Genomic DNA, 15426 nt, shown 5'->3' with positions numbered 1-15426 from the left:
TGGGTACAGCATCAGTTTCATATAGTATAATATACTTGCATAAAAAAAGACAGGAAAAAAAGTGGGAGATATGGTATATTTAGTAACAGTTGATTAGCAGAAATAAAAACCAGCAGAGAATAAAATAGAAAAGAGGTAATCAATATGGCATCGACTGCAAAAATCGGTTTTATCGGCTTCGGCAACATGGCTCAGGCCATCGCCGACGGCCTTTTATGTAAGAAAGTAACCGCCCCGTCACAGATTTATGCCTGTGCCGCCAATTGGGAAAAGCTGTGCCGCAACGCAGCACAGAGAGGGATTACTCCCTGCCGTACCGCAGAAGAGACGGCTGAACATTCGGATATTGTGGTTCTGGCTGTTAAACCCTACATGATAGCGGAAGTAACCGCTCCCATTAAGAACATCCTGAAGGAAAAAATCGTTCTCTCCGTAGCCGCGGGCTACCCGTTTGAAAAGTATGAAGAAATCCTGCTGCCGGGAACCCACCATCTGAGCACGATTCCCAACACTCCGGTCGCAATCGGCGAGGGTATCTTTATCTGCGAAAACCACCACTCCCTGACCGATGATGAATTAAATCTGGTACAGGAACTTTTCTCCCCTATTGCCCTGATGCAGTTTGTTGAGACAAGCCAGCTTTCCATTGCCGGAACCGTCAGCGGATGCGGCCCTGCCTTTGCCAGCATGTTCATGGAGGCCCTGGCCGACGCCGCAGTAATGCACGGTCTCACAAGAACCACCGCTTACAGTCTGGCCGCCCAGATGATAGCGGGAACCGGAAAGCTTCAGTTAGAAACAGGGGAACATCCGGGCGCTATGAAGGATGCCGTCTGCTCCCCCGGCGGTACTACCATCAGGGGCGTTGCCGCCCTGGAGCGCAGCGGCCTCCGTGCTGCCGTGATCGATGCTATTGATGCCGTCGAAGGACCTGTAACGCAGTAACCGCGCGCAACGTGCGGGTTTCTGCCGTCACTCCGGCTATATTATTCCGCATCCATCAGTGTTCCGATAAATACAGGCAGTTTTGTCTCACAATCAATAATCATGTAAACAAAAGGACGATCGAGATAGACTTCTTTCCCCTCTTCGGGCTCGAACGTATCAAGGCAGGATGTTGTTTCCACAACAACGGTTGCAGCTCCTGCCTTCGTCTTCTCTTCATCAAGGGCAAAATGAGCCTGATGCACAACTTTTTGGATTGCAAATCGATTAAAATGGTTCTCTTCAAGATCATACATTTCAGAAAAATCTGCTGTTGCATCGTTAAAAGCGTCCTGCATTCCCATCTCCATTAAAATATCCTGCATCTCTACACAATATTCGGTTTCAAACATAGGAATTGCTGCACTTACGGCAATCCTCTGCCCATGATCCAAAATATCCATCAGCCGCCTTCCCGTGAGGGTTGAAACATACTCAGAAACAGAGACCCCCTTTTCCGGGAGTAAAGCGGCAAAGGCATACTTCTGGTCAGCATAATATTTGATAAATCCTTCTGCTTTCTCATCCTCCAAATATATTCCCTCGGGGGAATACATCATTATAACATCTTGTTTTTTTCCATCCTCCGTTGTAAACCCCCCGTTTTTAACCTGGTTTTCTCTGTAGATTTCCTGCCATACGGAATTAAAGGCCAGGGCATTCACCAGAAAAACGTCTCCTCTGGAAGCGCCATTATCCAGAATGTCCTTTATCATCCCATCCGTCTTTTCACTAACCCAAAGATTAATATCCTGTATAATCGGATCCTCAGAAGAAAAGGTATAAATATCTCCTTTGTAATAATCAGCATTTAGCTGTAAAAAATCCCGTTTAAACCCAGTGACAGTTTCCTTAAGCCAAATCGAATTTGCTATATTAAGCTTGTATTTTTTCCCCTTCGGCAGATTGTTAACATACGTGTATAAATACTCATTCAACTCCCCAATCGGCATGCCGAAAACTTCTTCCATCTGTGAAAGCGTATTTCCATGCGTCCCATTTGCCGTCATTCCAAGCGCACAGAGAACCGACACGGGTGATATCAAAATATTTTTCCCGTTTACTTGACTCTCCTGGAACAATTGGACGCCAAAATCTGCAACTGCAATCCTCTGCTCACCATCAAGCGGCATACTTGTCTCAACCGTATTCGGTTTAATTCCTTTCATCATTGCCTCAGACTGAATCTTTTCCTGCCCGCTGCACCCGGTAAGCGAAAACTGAGCCATAACCGCCATGGTAAGACACAGCAGAGCCGCCGTCATTCGCTTCTTCGTTCTCCCTGTCATTTGCGTTTTCATTTGTACCTTCATTCGTTTCTTCATTGGTATCCCCCCCTTATGTATCTCCGGGCGCGTCTGAACAGGCACCCCCCGCAATCAGCCCTCCGTCCCCAAAAACACTGCCGTACTCCCATCTTTATCTGATAATTCCATTATACTAAAAAATCACAGGCATATCCACTCACCGGCCAAAAAAGACCAAAACCAGGCCATTGTAAACAAACTTGCTAAATCCTTCCTTTTTTCGTAAGAATGCTTTAGATTCTTTTTATACATTGGTCAAATATTGGTCACAATTACCAGTTATGATTATCGTATCAAATAAATGAGGCCAATGATTAAAAACAGCGCGCACACTGTCGTTGGCTTCGACTAACAACAATGAAACTTTATATAGATTTCTGAAAAGCATTTACATCCCCCATATTTTCAGAAAAAACAAGAGAAGCACAAGGGAATTCCTTCCCCGCGCTTCTCTTGTTTTATTGAGTGTCAATGAATAATCCACAAAGCGTACTCTTCGTTGCTGGCGGAATTATCTGCCCCTGTGCTTTTCCTTCCTTTTCTGCTGCTTCAATTCAAAATGGCGTTCTTTTTCTTCCTCTTTCTGTTCGCGGCTCTTCCTGCTGCGGACCATCTTATTTTCTTCCCGCTGAAGCTGCAGAGCCTGTTGAGATTTTGTTCCTGTACCGTGCGAATCAAGCTCTTTTTTTACAAGCCGTTTCATCCGCTTCGGATTAATCTTCTTCTCCTGCTTTTCGCCGGCGCTTACCGGTGGGCTGAATTTCAGCCCCGCCCAGTTCTGCAAAAGAAATTCATACACCTCATAGTCCTTTGGCTCGGCTCCAAACGTGATTTTACATGCTTCCAGTTCGTTCTTTGAAATACGTTCATAAATCCCAATCCAGAAAGTCCCGTCGTAAAATACTGTCAGTCTGCTCTTATTTTCCTGCATAGAAAATACTCCTCTCTTTCATAACAAAGAATGGACAACCGAGGAGGCAGGTTACTGACAGATTTATATTACTGCGCCCGGACTACCGGCCGGGACTGTGTTTTTATCTTTGTACTATTTAATTTATCTTTTTATTTTAACTCACTCCCCTTCATTTTTCAAGTAATCTGAGTAATGTAACGCATACGTATTTCGGACCGGTTCCTCCATGCATAAAGACCGGTTCCATCTGAGATCTTTCCCGCCGTATAAAAATGGGAGTGCCGCACATTCTGCAACACTCCCTTCATGCCTAAATATAGATTCGATTAGTAATCCCAGCTATCATCGTACATCTCTTCATATTCCGCATAGCTGTCATAATACTCTTCATCCCATTTGCCGTTTTTATCGAAGTAACAGTATGAATCATCAATTAATACACATAAATCGATGAGCATATGACCGCTCCCGTCAAAGTAGTACCAGTCATCGTCTATCTCCTGCCATCCTGTGAGCATGTATCCTTCGGAGTTAAATCGATAATAGTAACCGTCAATATAATAAACGCCATCTTTTTTATAAGTTGTTTCACTGTCTTTGTACCACCATCCGGCAGCATCCAACTTCCATCCCAACGTATCCGTCGGTTCAGCGGCTGCAGTAGGCTCAGGTAATGCCGGAGCCGTATTATTTACCGCACCGCTGCCTGACGAGGCGGTACTTCCCTGATTCGAACCGGCGGTTCCGCCGCTCTTATAGGGACATACTCCGTTTGTATGTAAATGGGCAGGATATCCACCGCAATGGTAGTGATAGCTTCCCAAACCACTTTTGTTCTTATAGTCATGATGCCCTCCACTGGAATCCGTTCTTCCTGAATGGGCTTCGGCAGTAATCACGAATGGACTGCCGGCACTTCCGGCCGCAGGCGATACTCCAATCACCGATGCCGCGATGAAAATAATTACCCTTTTTAAATTCTTTTTCATTTTATTTCCCCTCCTGCAGTCATTATACCGCCGCCGTAATTATTTAGCAATATGCCCCGGTCCATAAGCCATGTATACCTTCAATATACAATTACTGTTTACTCCGTGCACAGTAATCAATATACATCTTTTATTTTTATTATCTTCTTAATGCAGAATCAGTCTTTCTGTTTCTATCATAACAATTTTCTTCCTTACTTCTGTCTATTTTGTCCTGCCATACATACCCTCTTCGCACCGGATGGCCTGCAAGATATAACGCAATTCCCTAAACTTCCCGCTTTACCTCCGGTGAGTAGAGAATACGGATAAAATCATTATCTCTCGTATCCATATCTCCAAGAAACATCCGCTGATGTTCCGGAACCGCCTCATAGGCTTTCCTCAGTTCTTCCCGCGTCCAGTCGTTCGGATCGGCCAGGTATTGATAGTGAGCGCGCTTGCAGCGGTCTAAAGAATCCTTCTCCCCCGACAGACCGGCCATTGTATCATTGATTTCTTTCCGTTTCTCTTCCACTGGAAGCGCCCCATATTCGGGCGGCGCTAACAACACGTTTCCTAAACCGTCGATTTCTACCCATTCCACACCTTCAGGGGATGTAGAGAGGATCTTCTGTACAAAAAGTCCCTCTATCTCTTCCAGAGTATAAGATCGGTCACTCACTGCCCCCAGCCGGACTGTCTTGTCCGCATAAACGGTGAGTGAAGTCAGATGCAGCCTGCCTTCCTGGCGGTAGAAAATATAGCTGCTGTCCCCGTCAATCAGAGTATAACACCAGCCCGGTTTTAATTTGCAGGGAGTCGGGTCGGCCGTCCACCGGACGCGCGCTTTTTCCCATTTATCCTTCTCCCACTGAGCCATCCGGTACAGATTTGTCATCTCCGGATTGAGAGAACGCACCACCTCTTCCACGCGGTGATAGTATTCCTCCCTGTTATAGAACCAACGGGCCTCCCGGATTGGAAAACAGCCCAGATTGTTTATGGAAAGTTCCGCATCCGGCGGTACCGAAGGTACGACCCAGCCCTTTTCCAAATCACTCCAAAACTGTTGTAAATCGCTCTTGTGCCAGCAGCTTACGGTTCCATTCTCATACACTGCCATCTGTATCAGAAAATAACTGCTGTTATGAATAATGGCGGGAATCGCCGCTCCCTCTATTAACTGTTTATAGTAAACCCGCTCCATGTTGTCACCTTTCTTCTATCAATATCATCCTGCAAAATTCAGTCCTGCACGCCGGGTTATTGCATGGAATCCAACTGTTTTTTGGAATCACAAGTATCTTTTTTCATACTCCACCTCAATTATTCCTGATGTCATTATAGCAGAGATAAAAGCAAAATGCAGCACGGTATATTGATTATCACAATATACCGTGCTGCAAAAACTAGAAATTAAACTCATTTTCCCAGTCAAAATCGCCAGACTCCTCTACGTTCTTTGGCCAATGCGAACACCAGTCCGGGACACCCGGGGATTCCACCCTGTCGAGGCTTGGCGTATACGGCTTGAGATCCAGAACCGGCGTGCCGTCGTTGGCATCGATATAAGCAATTCTGATGATGCCGTTCTCATAATCAATCTGAATCGTTTCCACTGCAGTCAGCGCAATGGGATTCGGCCGGGCAGGCGATCTTGTGGCAAATATCCCCATTGTTTCCGGAGACTTTTTATAGGGCTGATCCACCGTCAGTACCGACCTGGCCATCTCATTATCACAGCCGTCGAACCACCAGATTACATTGATGTGGCTGAAACCGTCCAGCGCCTGAAGCGCGGCGCGGTATTCCGGGTAAAGTTCGATCGTCGAACCGCTGTCGTCACTGTGAATTACCCCAATCGGATTTACCTTAAATTCTGTCATCATTTTTCCTCCTGTTTTTCATTTTCTGTAAATCCATATTAGGCCCTGACACCGTGTGAGAGTCAAGCAAAATCCGGTTCTCGGTTTTCTCCCGGTTTTTCGATCGGAATCTGGATCTCCACCAGATAATTCTCCGGATTTTCTTCATTCCAGGGACCGCGGTGGACAATCTGCCTGTTTTGTCCGTACATTCTATACTGGCCGTTATCCTGGAGCCACCGGGCAAAGGACAGATAGGCCCCCGCAATATTGGAAAAGTCACCGTACACCATCGTGCAGGCCATAGACGGCACCGCTTCGGTCATCCGGTAGGTGAAACCGCCGCCGTCCCTGCCTGTTTTTGTAACCAGGGCGCACAGCTCGACGTCGACATCCCGTTCCTTAAATTCCATGTCATGGTAGATGGAAAAAGTCTCTCCCGACACCGATACCCGCTGATCCCTGGCAAAAGCGCTCATCTCCTGCCACATCCCGCCTTCGCAGTAATAATCCGGGATTTTCTTCCGCAGGGATAGCACCTGATACTCCGGGATTGATTTGATTGCGACATTGTAGTGCATCTCGCCGGTACCATACAGAATTTCTTTTTTGGCCGTTTTTATCTTCTCAAGCTTCTCCTGCTCATCCCGTATTGTTTTACAAATCTCCTCATATTTGTCGTCCAGCTGTTTCGCAATCAGGCTGTCGTCCCTGCAGGCAAGCGCCGATGCAATCTCCGCAACCCCAAATCCACTGTCCCGCAGGTATATAATCTTATTCAACACAGGAATCTGTTCCACCGAATACATGCGGTATCCGGTCCAGGGATCAATATGGGCGGGCTTTAACAGGCCCATTTCGTCATAATACCTGAGCATCCTGACCGACACCTGGGTCAGCCTGGAAAATTCTCCGATTTTAAACATGATTTTCCTCTGCCCACTTTCTGCACTGTTCAAGGCGGGGCGCCGGGTCAAAGCCCATGTCTTTTCCCATCTCCGCCTCCATGCTGCACGGAAAATCGGGACATTCCCCGCAATGGTTCAGCGCTCTGCCCTCACAACAGGCTTTCACTTCACATACGCCGCCCCAGAACGTCTTTTCCATATTGGTGCATCCCGTACAGTGAACTGCTTCCTTTCTCTCACAATCGTTACAGCAGACTCCGCATCTTGACTCAAACATATCGTTCCTCCTTTGTACGTTTGAAAACGCTATTTCAGATAGTCCTTCCTGAAATTCTCCATCCATTTTCCCAGCACATCAAACAGCATGTACTGCTGTTCCAGAATCGCCATGCCGGTAAACGGGGCGTGGCTCCTCTCGGACATCTTCTCTTCCACCGTGTCCTTCATTATCTGAATCTCATCCTGAATCCGTCCGGTCAGCTCTCCCCTGATCTCCTCAGAAACAAAATCGAGGCTCATAATCACCGCATTAAAATCCAGGAAAAGGCGGACGGACTGGCCTGCCGTCTCCTCCATCAGCTTCAGGAAATGTTTTTCCCCCGCTTCCGTAATCCGGTAGACCGTTTTCTCCGGCATCTTTCCCTCTCTCACAATGCTCCCTGCAATATCACCCTTTTCTTCCAGCTGCACCACCTTCTTATAAATAGAAGGAGTGCTGACCTTCACCCATTTGGAAATGTTCCTGTATTCCACATTCTTCTGCAGTTCATAGGCGCTCTGCGGCTGCGCCTTTATCATTCCCAGTACAATTAAATCAATTGCCGCCATGTTTCACCTTCCCTCTTCTACGTTCCGGCCGCTGCTGCGGCGTATATGTTTCATCTCAACAACTATATTTTATAGTACTATAGTATACATCTATAAGCAAGTAAAATTATCTAAATTGCGGAAAAAGTTGTCGTGATACATCGTTCTTCATTATAATCCGTATCGTTTTACCTGATATTTCCCGGCAACTTTTTCCTGAACTTTCGTCAGAAATTCCCTTGACTCTTACCTTACGTCATAGTGTATCCTATAATCACACGGGAGGAGGACACTCAATGAAAACGGTAAATGAAGTGAGCACGCTGACCGGTGTAAGCGCACGTGCCTTACACTACTATGATTCAATCGGACTGTTAAAACCTGCGCAGGTCACCGGGTCCGGTTACAGGCTGTATGACGATGCGGCCCTGGAACGGCTGCAACATATTCTTCTGTTTAAAGAACTGCAGTTTCCTTTAAAGGAAATCAGGCGTATTCTGGACAGTCCGGATTTTGATCGCAATCTGGCCCTGGAACAGCAGCTGAATCTTCTGCTGCTTCAAAAAGAGCACCTGGAGAACCTGATCGACCTGGCTCGTGGAATTCGTATGACAGGAGTGAGAAATTTGGATTTTACAGCATTTGACGCCAAAAAGATTGATGAGTATGCAGCGCAGGCCAAAGCCGCCTGGGGTAAAACGGCTGCCTATAAAGAATTTGAAGAAAAAACACGGGACCGCAGCCCCGAAGAATATGACATAATCAATCATGATTTTATGGAACTTTTCCGTGAATTCGGAGAACTGAAGGCCCAGAACGTTTCCCCCGGCTCCCCGGAGGCCCAGGGACAAGTACAGAGACTCAGGAATTTTATCACGGAACACTTTTACAACTGTACCACCGAAATATTGGGAGAACTGGGAAAAATGTATGCCGGAGGCGGAGCCTTCACGGAAACGATAGACGGCAAGGGCGGAAAAGGAACTGCTGATTTCGCCTCACGGGCGATTGATTTCTACGCCGGTAATCAGCAGTAGAACTCATGCCCTGTATACAGACCGCTATTCATAAAATAAATACTGCCGCTGGACGGCAAAAGGCTCCGGTTGAGGGACCGGAGCCAAAGTAGGATTGGAGGGGTGATGAGTCATCCCTTATATATTAAACGTTTTTACAGGACAATTTGTGACAGAATTTTATATTTTTTTCAACTTTTTCCCATATTATTTAAATAAAAACAATCTTTCGCCTTTTTCGCTCCAAACCGCAGACCAATGGCAGGAATTTATCATCATTCATCGCCTGCCCCCGTCTCCGACGGCAGAACTTACTTAACCACGTCTGAAATATCAATTACTTTCTGTGCCCAATCCTTATAAAATTTTTCTTCATGCGATACCAGCAGCACGGTTCCCGGAAATTCCGTCAATGCAGTTTTTAATGCCTCCTTGGACAGAAGGTCCAGGTGGTTGGTCGGTTCATCCAGTATAACAAAATTATATGGTTTTAATGTGAGAAGGCACATTTTCACCTTTGCCTGTTCACCCCCGCTCAGCGTGCCGACGGGCTGCATGGCATGCCTGCTGGAAATGCCGCAGCGCGCCAGTCTTTTCCGTATCTCTTTATTAACAAGTTCCGGGTACTGATCAGAGACAATCTCCATCGGCGTCCTTTCCGCATCCTCCCATGCCAAATCCTGCTCATAATATCCCGTCTTCACCTGTTCCGAAAAGGAAAAACTTCCCTGCAGCGCCCTAATCTGTCCCACTAAGGTTTTTAACAGCGTCGATTTACCGATTCCGTTAAATCCGGTGATTACGACCTTCTGTCCCCCTTTAATTGAAAAGCTGATGTCTTTCAGGATGGGATAATGATAACCCACGGATAACTGTTTTACCCACAGATGTTCCGTATCCGTCAAGGGTAAATTGGGAAAATGAAAAATCGGCTTAATCTCCTTCTCCTCCAGCGCCTCCATCTTATCCATCCGATCCAACTGTTTCTGTCTTCCCCTCGCCATCTTCGCCTTCCTTCCCGCCGCATTTTTCCGGATAAATTCCTCTGTCTTTTTAATCTCTTTTCTCTGCGCAGAGTACTGGCGGATATAATCCTCCCGCAGCAGTGTTTTCTTTCTTAAAAACTCGGAATAAGTCCCATAATATTTTGCAATTTTTCCGTTGTCGATGTCGCAGATACGGTTAGCAATTTTCTCCAGGAAGTCATAATCGTGAGAAACGACCATAAAGGCATTGTCCAGCCCCGACAGGTATCCGGCCAGCCATGTGACATGTTCCCGATCCAAAAAGTTGGTCGGTTCGTCCAGAAGCAGTACATCCGGCTTTTCAAGCAGAAGTTTTGCCAGAATCACCTTTGCCCGCTGTCCGCCGCTCATCTCCCCGATCGGTCTGTCGAGTCCAATGGCAAGCAGGCCAAGACCTTCCGCCACCTGGTCAATCCTTGTGTCAATGGAATAGAAGTCACGGTTTTCCAGCTGCTCTCCGTATTTTGCCGCCATATTAAGCGCCTTTGCATCTCCGCCCGCCGCATCCTCATAAAGGCGATTCATCTTCTGTTCGATCTGATATAATTCCCGGAACGCCGATTTTAGCAGTTCCCTCATCGTCATCTGCTTTTCCGTTTCGGCATATTGATCCAGATAGCCCGCGGTCACATTGGGCTGCCAGACAACGCGCCCTTTGTCCGGTATCACCTGCTCCGTACATATTTTGATCAGGGTGCTTTTTCCAGTCCCGTTCTGTCCCACAATTCCAATATGCTCCCCCTTATTCAGGGTCAGCTCCGCATTCCTGTATAACTCATTCTCACCAAATGTATGAGATAATTCTGTAATTTCTAATAAGCTCATGATAATAATCCTTTCTTCTGCGCCGTATCCGGCGTTTTTATTCTGTGGGCGGGTTCTTCACGCCCAAAAGAGTCCGCAACCAAAAAAAGACAGAAGGCTCCCGGTATGCTCCCATACCTGCCTTCTGTCCGACTGATTACTGACTGCGGCGGTGAAAAATCCACCGTATTAATCAACAAAAGGCCATGGACAAAACACTGTCCATAGCCTTTTCACGCCAAAAAAAACACGAAAAGAAAACAATATGGCCATAAAACCATACTGTATTTCTTTCCGATGAAATCCGAACGTATCTTTATACGCTATACTCTGCACAATGTTTCATCGGTCTGAATTGTACAGAGTTAAGTTTCCTTTTAAGCTGACTGGTTAAATAAAAGTTCATTGTCTAATCTCCTTCTGAAAAACGCTGTTATTATAGCATCAGGGACAGCGGTTGTCAATTCGTTTCCGGTTACGGTGTGAAACCGCAAGTAATAGTTCAGCCATAAAGTGGGGATTTTGTTGAGGAACGAGAACGCCGCCGGGACGGTCGGGGTTCGGGATGGTGAGAGGTAGGGGATGAGTCTTCAGTCCCGGACTGTAGGTTGTCGCGGGTGGGGAATCCGGGCAGAAAAAGTTCCTTCGGGAAACGCTTGCGCTCTTCGAAGTGCATAACGGTACTAACCTCGAAAAAACCTCGGTAAGTGCCGATGAACTTCAGGTTCCCTCCGGAATCTTTTTCTCCCTTCTTCCCCACAGGCAGGTTATGGACCGGGCCTGAAGACGCGAAGGTTTTCGCCATCCCGAACTCCGGCCTGCGGCCGCTGATTTGTTCTATTCCTTCAAGTGCGGGAGGTATTTTCGCTGCCACTACGTTTCCTTGAATTTCAGGGGAATGCCTCTTGTATGGTATTCAATTAATGAGCCGAAGTTTTAGCGTCTGACCTATCCTTGAATAACCATGCAATTTTTTGTTTACTCATTATATTTAGTTTTGGATTTATCTCCGAATTCAGCCTGAAACATCTTCAAAAGGTAAAAGGTTCACGACTACATAGTGGCCGCGACAATACCTCCCTCCGCACTTGACGAAAGAGACAATCAGCCCCTGAAGCCGGCGGACGGGGCAATACCCTTCCCTGAGTCTTCAGTCCCGTCGACAATCTGCCCGGGGAAGGAAGGAGAAAACGTTCCGAAGGGGACCTTGGAATCCGCCGGTGCTTGATGAGGTATTTTTGAATCTAGCACCCGCCTCGCATTCCACCAGCGGGAGCGAGTCCCCGCAGGAATTTTTTCTCCTGGATTCCCCCTCACCACAACCTACAAACCGGGACTGAAGACTCATAAACCCCCTCCCACCACCCCGTCCGCCGTCTTACAGAGGCGTCCTCGCATCTCAACTAAATCTTTTCATCATTTCATCTTCCCCGGAGCCACAGACAACCAGATCTCAAAAGAAAAATCATTCGAATGGACTTCATCGCTCTTATACACCTCAATGCACATTCCTCCGGACGGCTGATAGCTGCTGGTCGGAAATACCTCAGTATAGACCCTCTTCCATAAATCTTTAAATGCATCCGGCATACTTCCGGTACCGCTGAATATCATCCAGGTGTTTGCCGGAATCTCCTCCACCGTCAATCCCTCCGCCGGTTCGCCGCCCTCATAGGACGCTCCGATGGCATAGTCGAAATCACCTTCATTCGGGTTGTCGAAGCAGATGCCGACAAGCGAGTTTCCGAATACGCTTTCCGGCGTGATATAGCGGCACAGTGTTTCAAGCGCTCCGTCTTTCCCGCACTCCTCCCACGCACTGTGAATGCTCTGCTGCGTGATATCCCCGGTTCCCTTAAATCTCTTTCTGCGTGCGATCACCTTAAATGCGTCTTTTTTCTCAATTCTGTAATCCATCATGTTTCCTCCTTCTAATACGAGTTTGATGGAAAGGGGGGAGAATGATTTAAGCTCCGCTTTTCGTGAGCGCGCCTGGGAGGGAGTGATGCCGTGGAATCTGGAGAACGCCCTGGAAAAGCTCTCCGGGCTGTCGTACCCATATTTTACCGCCACATCTATCACCTTGCTGTCCGATGAGGCCAGCTCACTGCCCGCAAGAGTCAGCCGCCTGTTTCTGATGTATTCTCCCAGTGTATACCCGCAGAGAATCCCAAAAACTCTCTGAAAATGAAAGCTGGAGGAATATGCCTGTCTGGCAATCTCGGCATAATCCAGTTCCTCAGTCAGATTATCTTCAATATAGTCAATTGCATTCTGTAATCCGTCTATCCATCCCATTTCATTTCCCCTTTCCTGTTCACAATCCCAGTATACAAAAGACCGGAACGTTCTTCATGACAATTTGTGCTGCCGGGTGAAGGACTCCCGGTGCACAATCTATCCCGCATCCGGCGAAGGAATCACACTTTTTTTTCGGAAGCAGACCTGATGCGATTCATTCTCTCCGTCATTATAAGCATCCCCGCCACAAAAATCAGCAGATAGAATGGATAAAGCCAGACTCCAATCCATTCCGCCAGCAGTCCGAACAGCGGCGGCATCAGGGTGGTTCCCACATAGGCGCAGGCCATCTGCATGCCCATGACGGACTGGGAATACTCCTTGCCAAAATTATACGGTGTCGCGTGGAGCAGGCTCGGATAAATCGGGGCGCAGCCCACTCCGGTGAGAATAAGCCCCGCAAGCACAGCCGCAGTTCCAACGGGAAGGAGAATCAGACATGCCCCGGACGCCGCAAGAAGCTGCCCCAGACGCACCATATTTTGATCGCCGAACCGATCGGTTATAAATCCGCAGATAAAACGGCCGATTGTAATTCCCAGATAAAAGAGGGAGGCCCACTTTGCCGCCGTCTCTGCGTTGATGCCCTTGTGAAGCACCATAAAACTCCCCGCCCACAGGCCGGTTGTGGCCTCCAAAGAACAGTAGCAGAAATACGCCGTCAGGATTGCCTTAGCTCCGGGCAGCTTCAGCGTCTCCCCGAGTCCAATCCCCTTATATTCCGGAGTTTCCCCTTTCCCGTCATCCTTTCCTGATTTCCACAACGGCAGAGAAAGAAGCAGACAGGCCACCAGAACAAACTGGATAATTCCAATTGTCCGGTATCCCGAATTCCACTGCAGTCCCCGTGTCAGGCACAGTCCCATAATATACGGTCCCGCCGTGGCTCCGACTCCCCAGAAACAGTGCAGCCAGCTCATATGGCGTGATTTGTAATGCAGCGCCACGAAGTTGTTAAGCGCCGCGTCCACACTCCCGGCCCCAAGCCCGTAGGGAATTCCCCACAGACAGAGCTGCGTAAACGAATGGGAACGTGAAAATCCCATCAGGGCCACCGCGGTCATTGCAACACTGACAACCGTCACAAGCCCTGTGCCGAACTTTCTGATCAGCCTGTCACTGAACAGGCTGGATATGATTGTTCCTCCGGCGATGATCATGCTGATAATCCCGGCAAAGGAAACCGGCACATTTAATTCGCCATACATGGACGGCCAGGCCGAGCCGAGCAGCGAATCTGGCAGACCCAGACTGATAAACGCCAGATAAATAATAATAAGCAGTAATTGGAACATTTTAATCCTCCTGAATTTATTTCGATATGTCGTGAAGCGGGTCTGCGGTATGGAATGGACAACACCTTTTTTTGCCGCTAACCAGGGATACCTGCGCTGCCGCGCGGTTGCTTCAGCAACTCTTTAACGCTGCGCGGCTTGTGCATCTTCGCGGAGCGTTTTTCAAATCATAGGACGTAATTTCCTATGAATCAAGAATACCGTCTTTTTTATCTTGAATCTACCTTATTCCAGACATATAATATAAAAAAAACGACGAATAGTCAAATTGTTCTAGAATCGTTCTAATCGATATGGAGGTGATATAATGAGTCTGCAAAAATGCGGATTGAATTTGAACCGCAGCAACGAGGAGCTGCAGCCACACGGAACGCCGTCCTTCCCCTGCGCCGGTTATGCCGCCGTCTATACGGACGTCGCGGAGGACGCCATTCCCTGGCACTGGCATGCGGAATTTGAAGTCATTTATATAAAATCGGGAAACCTGAAACTTCAGATACCTGAGAAAACATTTCATTTAAAACAGGGCGAAGGAATTGCCGTCAATTCCAATATTCTTCACTCTGCGGAGGCGGAACCTTACTGTGAACTGCAATCCTTTGTCTTTAACCCCTTGTTAATCACGGGAAGCGCAGACTCCGTCTTTGCAGAAAAATACATTACGCCTCTCATCTCCTCCCCTGCTTTTGACGGCTGCCCCTTCCTCCTCGTTTCCCAGGAGCAGGAACTCTTCGAAAAGCAGTTTACACAGGCCTTCCACGCCCTTTCCGGGGATCTTCCAGGCTATGAATTTACGGTCAGGCAGAATCTCTCAGGAATCTGTTATTTACTCTGTCAAAAATACGGCGGGGATCAGCCGCCCGAACGTCCGGGGCTTGCTCCCGATCATCTGCGCATCCGGACAATGCTGGATTATATCCACGGCCATTTTTCCGAAGACCTGAACCTGGCTCAAATTGCGGAAGCCGCCAATATCGGTGAACGCGAATGTCTGCGCTGTTTCCGGAGAACCATCCAGATTTCACCGGTACAGTATCTGATTAAATACAGAATTATGCAGGGCGCCTCCCTGCTTCTTCGCGAACCGGGAAAAAGTGTCTCCAATATTGCGCAGGAATGCGGCTTCGACAGCCCCGGGAATTTCTCCCAATTGTTCAGGCGTTATTACAAATGTTCTCCAAAAGAATACAGACAGGAAAAACAGAAATAACATTTACCGTTCCCCCTGGC

General features: G+C 47.7%; 14 protein-coding genes. 3 read left to right on the top strand and 11 right to left on the bottom strand.

Features of this window, described 5'->3' with window-relative positions:
- The first annotated feature begins 144 nt into the window (after nucleotides 1–144).
- Nucleotides 145–945 carry a pyrroline-5-carboxylate reductase gene (gene proC / locus V3C10_05810; GenBank protein ID WVP63334.1) on the top strand — a complete coding sequence of 267 codons (801 nt, stop codon included), beginning with the start codon at nucleotides 145–147 and terminating at the stop codon, nucleotides 943–945.
- Nucleotides 946–986: 41 nt separating this feature from the next.
- Here proC and V3C10_05805 read toward each other — a convergent pair whose 3' ends face one another.
- The 8 genes from V3C10_05805 to V3C10_05770 form a co-directional block, all read right to left on the bottom strand.
- Complete coding sequence (locus V3C10_05805; protein ID WVP64578.1) at nucleotides 987–2117, bottom strand: serpin family protein; 1131 nt, start codon at nucleotides 2115–2117, stop codon at nucleotides 987–989.
- Nucleotides 2118–2802: 685 nt separating this feature from the next.
- Entirely contained in the window at nucleotides 2803–3222 is a 420-nt protein-coding gene (locus V3C10_05800; protein ID WVP63333.1) for a YjdF family protein, read from the bottom strand.
- A 308-nt stretch (nucleotides 3223–3530) separates the two neighbouring features.
- The gene (locus V3C10_05795) at nucleotides 3531–4193 is read right to left on the bottom strand and encodes a YHYH domain-containing protein (protein ID WVP63332.1); all 663 of its coding nucleotides are present in this window, start codon (nucleotides 4191–4193) and stop codon (nucleotides 3531–3533) included.
- Between the two features lie 268 nt (nucleotides 4194–4461).
- Nucleotides 4462–5382 (bottom strand): hypothetical protein, encoded by a 921-nt coding sequence (locus tag V3C10_05790; GenBank protein ID WVP63331.1) that lies wholly within the window; start codon nucleotides 5380–5382, stop codon nucleotides 4462–4464.
- 202 nt (nucleotides 5383–5584) lie between these two features.
- A complete protein-coding gene (gene tsaA / locus V3C10_05785) occupies nucleotides 5585–6061 on the bottom strand; it encodes a tRNA (N6-threonylcarbamoyladenosine(37)-N6)-methyltransferase TrmO (GenBank protein WVP64577.1) in 477 nt (158 codons plus the stop codon).
- A gap of 62 nt (nucleotides 6062–6123) precedes the next feature.
- The gene (locus V3C10_05780) at nucleotides 6124–6966 is read right to left on the bottom strand and encodes a MerR family transcriptional regulator (protein ID WVP63330.1); all 843 of its coding nucleotides are present in this window, start codon (nucleotides 6964–6966) and stop codon (nucleotides 6124–6126) included.
- Nucleotides 6959–7225, bottom strand: a complete 267-nt coding sequence (locus tag V3C10_05775) for a DUF3795 domain-containing protein (protein ID WVP63329.1) — start codon at nucleotides 7223–7225, stop codon at nucleotides 6959–6961. Before V3C10_05775 ends, V3C10_05780 begins: the two co-directional genes overlap by 8 nt.
- A 29-nt stretch (nucleotides 7226–7254) precedes the next feature.
- Complete coding sequence (locus tag V3C10_05770) at nucleotides 7255–7776, bottom strand: PadR family transcriptional regulator (protein ID WVP63328.1); 522 nt, start codon at nucleotides 7774–7776, stop codon at nucleotides 7255–7257.
- Nucleotides 7777–8051: 275 nt separating this feature from the next.
- Between V3C10_05770 and V3C10_05765 the strand changes: the two genes are divergently transcribed.
- Entirely contained in the window at nucleotides 8052–8792 is a 741-nt protein-coding gene (locus tag V3C10_05765) for a MerR family transcriptional regulator (GenBank protein ID WVP63327.1), read from the top strand.
- A gap of 290 nt (nucleotides 8793–9082) precedes the next feature.
- Here V3C10_05765 and V3C10_05760 read toward each other — a convergent pair whose 3' ends face one another.
- From V3C10_05760 to V3C10_05750, 3 genes are all read right to left on the bottom strand, one after another.
- Nucleotides 9083–10621: an ABC-F family ATP-binding cassette domain-containing protein gene (locus V3C10_05760; protein WVP63326.1), complete on the bottom strand. Its 1539-nt coding sequence runs from the start codon at nucleotides 10619–10621 to the stop codon at nucleotides 9083–9085.
- 1395 nt (nucleotides 10622–12016) lie between these two features.
- On the bottom strand, nucleotides 12017–12898 hold the full coding sequence (locus V3C10_05755; GenBank protein WVP63325.1) for an AraC family transcriptional regulator: 882 nt from the start codon (nucleotides 12896–12898) through the stop codon (nucleotides 12017–12019).
- Between the two features lie 122 nt (nucleotides 12899–13020).
- Entirely contained in the window at nucleotides 13021–14196 is a 1176-nt protein-coding gene (locus V3C10_05750; GenBank protein WVP63324.1) for an MFS transporter, read from the bottom strand.
- A gap of 307 nt (nucleotides 14197–14503) precedes the next feature.
- Here V3C10_05750 and V3C10_05745 point away from each other — a divergent pair, with 307 nt between their 5' ends.
- Complete coding sequence (locus tag V3C10_05745) at nucleotides 14504–15406, top strand: AraC family transcriptional regulator (GenBank protein WVP63323.1); 903 nt, start codon at nucleotides 14504–14506, stop codon at nucleotides 15404–15406.
- Nucleotides 15407–15426: the final 20 nt, after the last annotated feature.

It is taken from the genome of [Clostridium] symbiosum (assembly GCA_036419695.1).
GTDB lineage: Bacteria > Bacillota > Clostridia > Lachnospirales > Lachnospiraceae > Otoolea > Otoolea symbiosa_A.
The sequence above is the reverse complement of the archived record's forward strand: the minus strand, read 5'-3'. Positions and strand labels throughout refer to the sequence as shown.

Bases quoted from the DNA above. Each gene is read 5' to 3' on its own strand.
- proC (WVP63334.1), top strand. From the start codon at position 145: ATGGCATCGACTGCAAAAATCGGTTTTATCGGCTTCGGCAACATGGCT.
- V3C10_05805 (WVP64578.1), bottom strand. From the start codon at position 2,117: ATGCCGCTTGATGGTGAGCAGAGGATTGCAGTTGCAGATTTTGGCGTC.
- V3C10_05800 (WVP63333.1), bottom strand. From the start codon at position 3,222: ATGCAGGAAAATAAGAGCAGACTGACAGTATTTTACGACGGGACTTTC.
- V3C10_05795 (WVP63332.1), bottom strand. From the start codon at position 4,193: ATGAAAAAGAATTTAAAAAGGGTAATTATTTTCATCGCGGCATCGGTG.
- V3C10_05790 (WVP63331.1), bottom strand. From the start codon at position 5,382: ATGGAGCGGGTTTACTATAAACAGTTAATAGAGGGAGCGGCGATTCCC.
- tsaA (WVP64577.1), bottom strand. From the start codon at position 6,061: ATGACAGAATTTAAGGTAAATCCGATTGGGGTAATTCACAGTGACGAC.
- V3C10_05780 (WVP63330.1), bottom strand. From the start codon at position 6,966: ATGTTTAAAATCGGAGAATTTTCCAGGCTGACCCAGGTGTCGGTCAGG.
- V3C10_05775 (WVP63329.1), bottom strand. From the start codon at position 7,225: ATGTTTGAGTCAAGATGCGGAGTCTGCTGTAACGATTGTGAGAGAAAG.
- V3C10_05770 (WVP63328.1), bottom strand. From the start codon at position 7,776: ATGGCGGCAATTGATTTAATTGTACTGGGAATGATAAAGGCGCAGCCG.
- V3C10_05765 (WVP63327.1), top strand. From the start codon at position 8,052: ATGAAAACGGTAAATGAAGTGAGCACGCTGACCGGTGTAAGCGCACGT.
- V3C10_05760 (WVP63326.1), bottom strand. From the start codon at position 10,621: ATGAGCTTATTAGAAATTACAGAATTATCTCATACATTTGGTGAGAAT.
- V3C10_05755 (WVP63325.1), bottom strand. From the start codon at position 12,898: ATGGGATGGATAGACGGATTACAGAATGCAATTGACTATATTGAAGAT.
- V3C10_05750 (WVP63324.1), bottom strand. From the start codon at position 14,196: ATGTTCCAATTACTGCTTATTATTATTTATCTGGCGTTTATCAGTCTG.
- V3C10_05745 (WVP63323.1), top strand. From the start codon at position 14,504: ATGAGTCTGCAAAAATGCGGATTGAATTTGAACCGCAGCAACGAGGAG.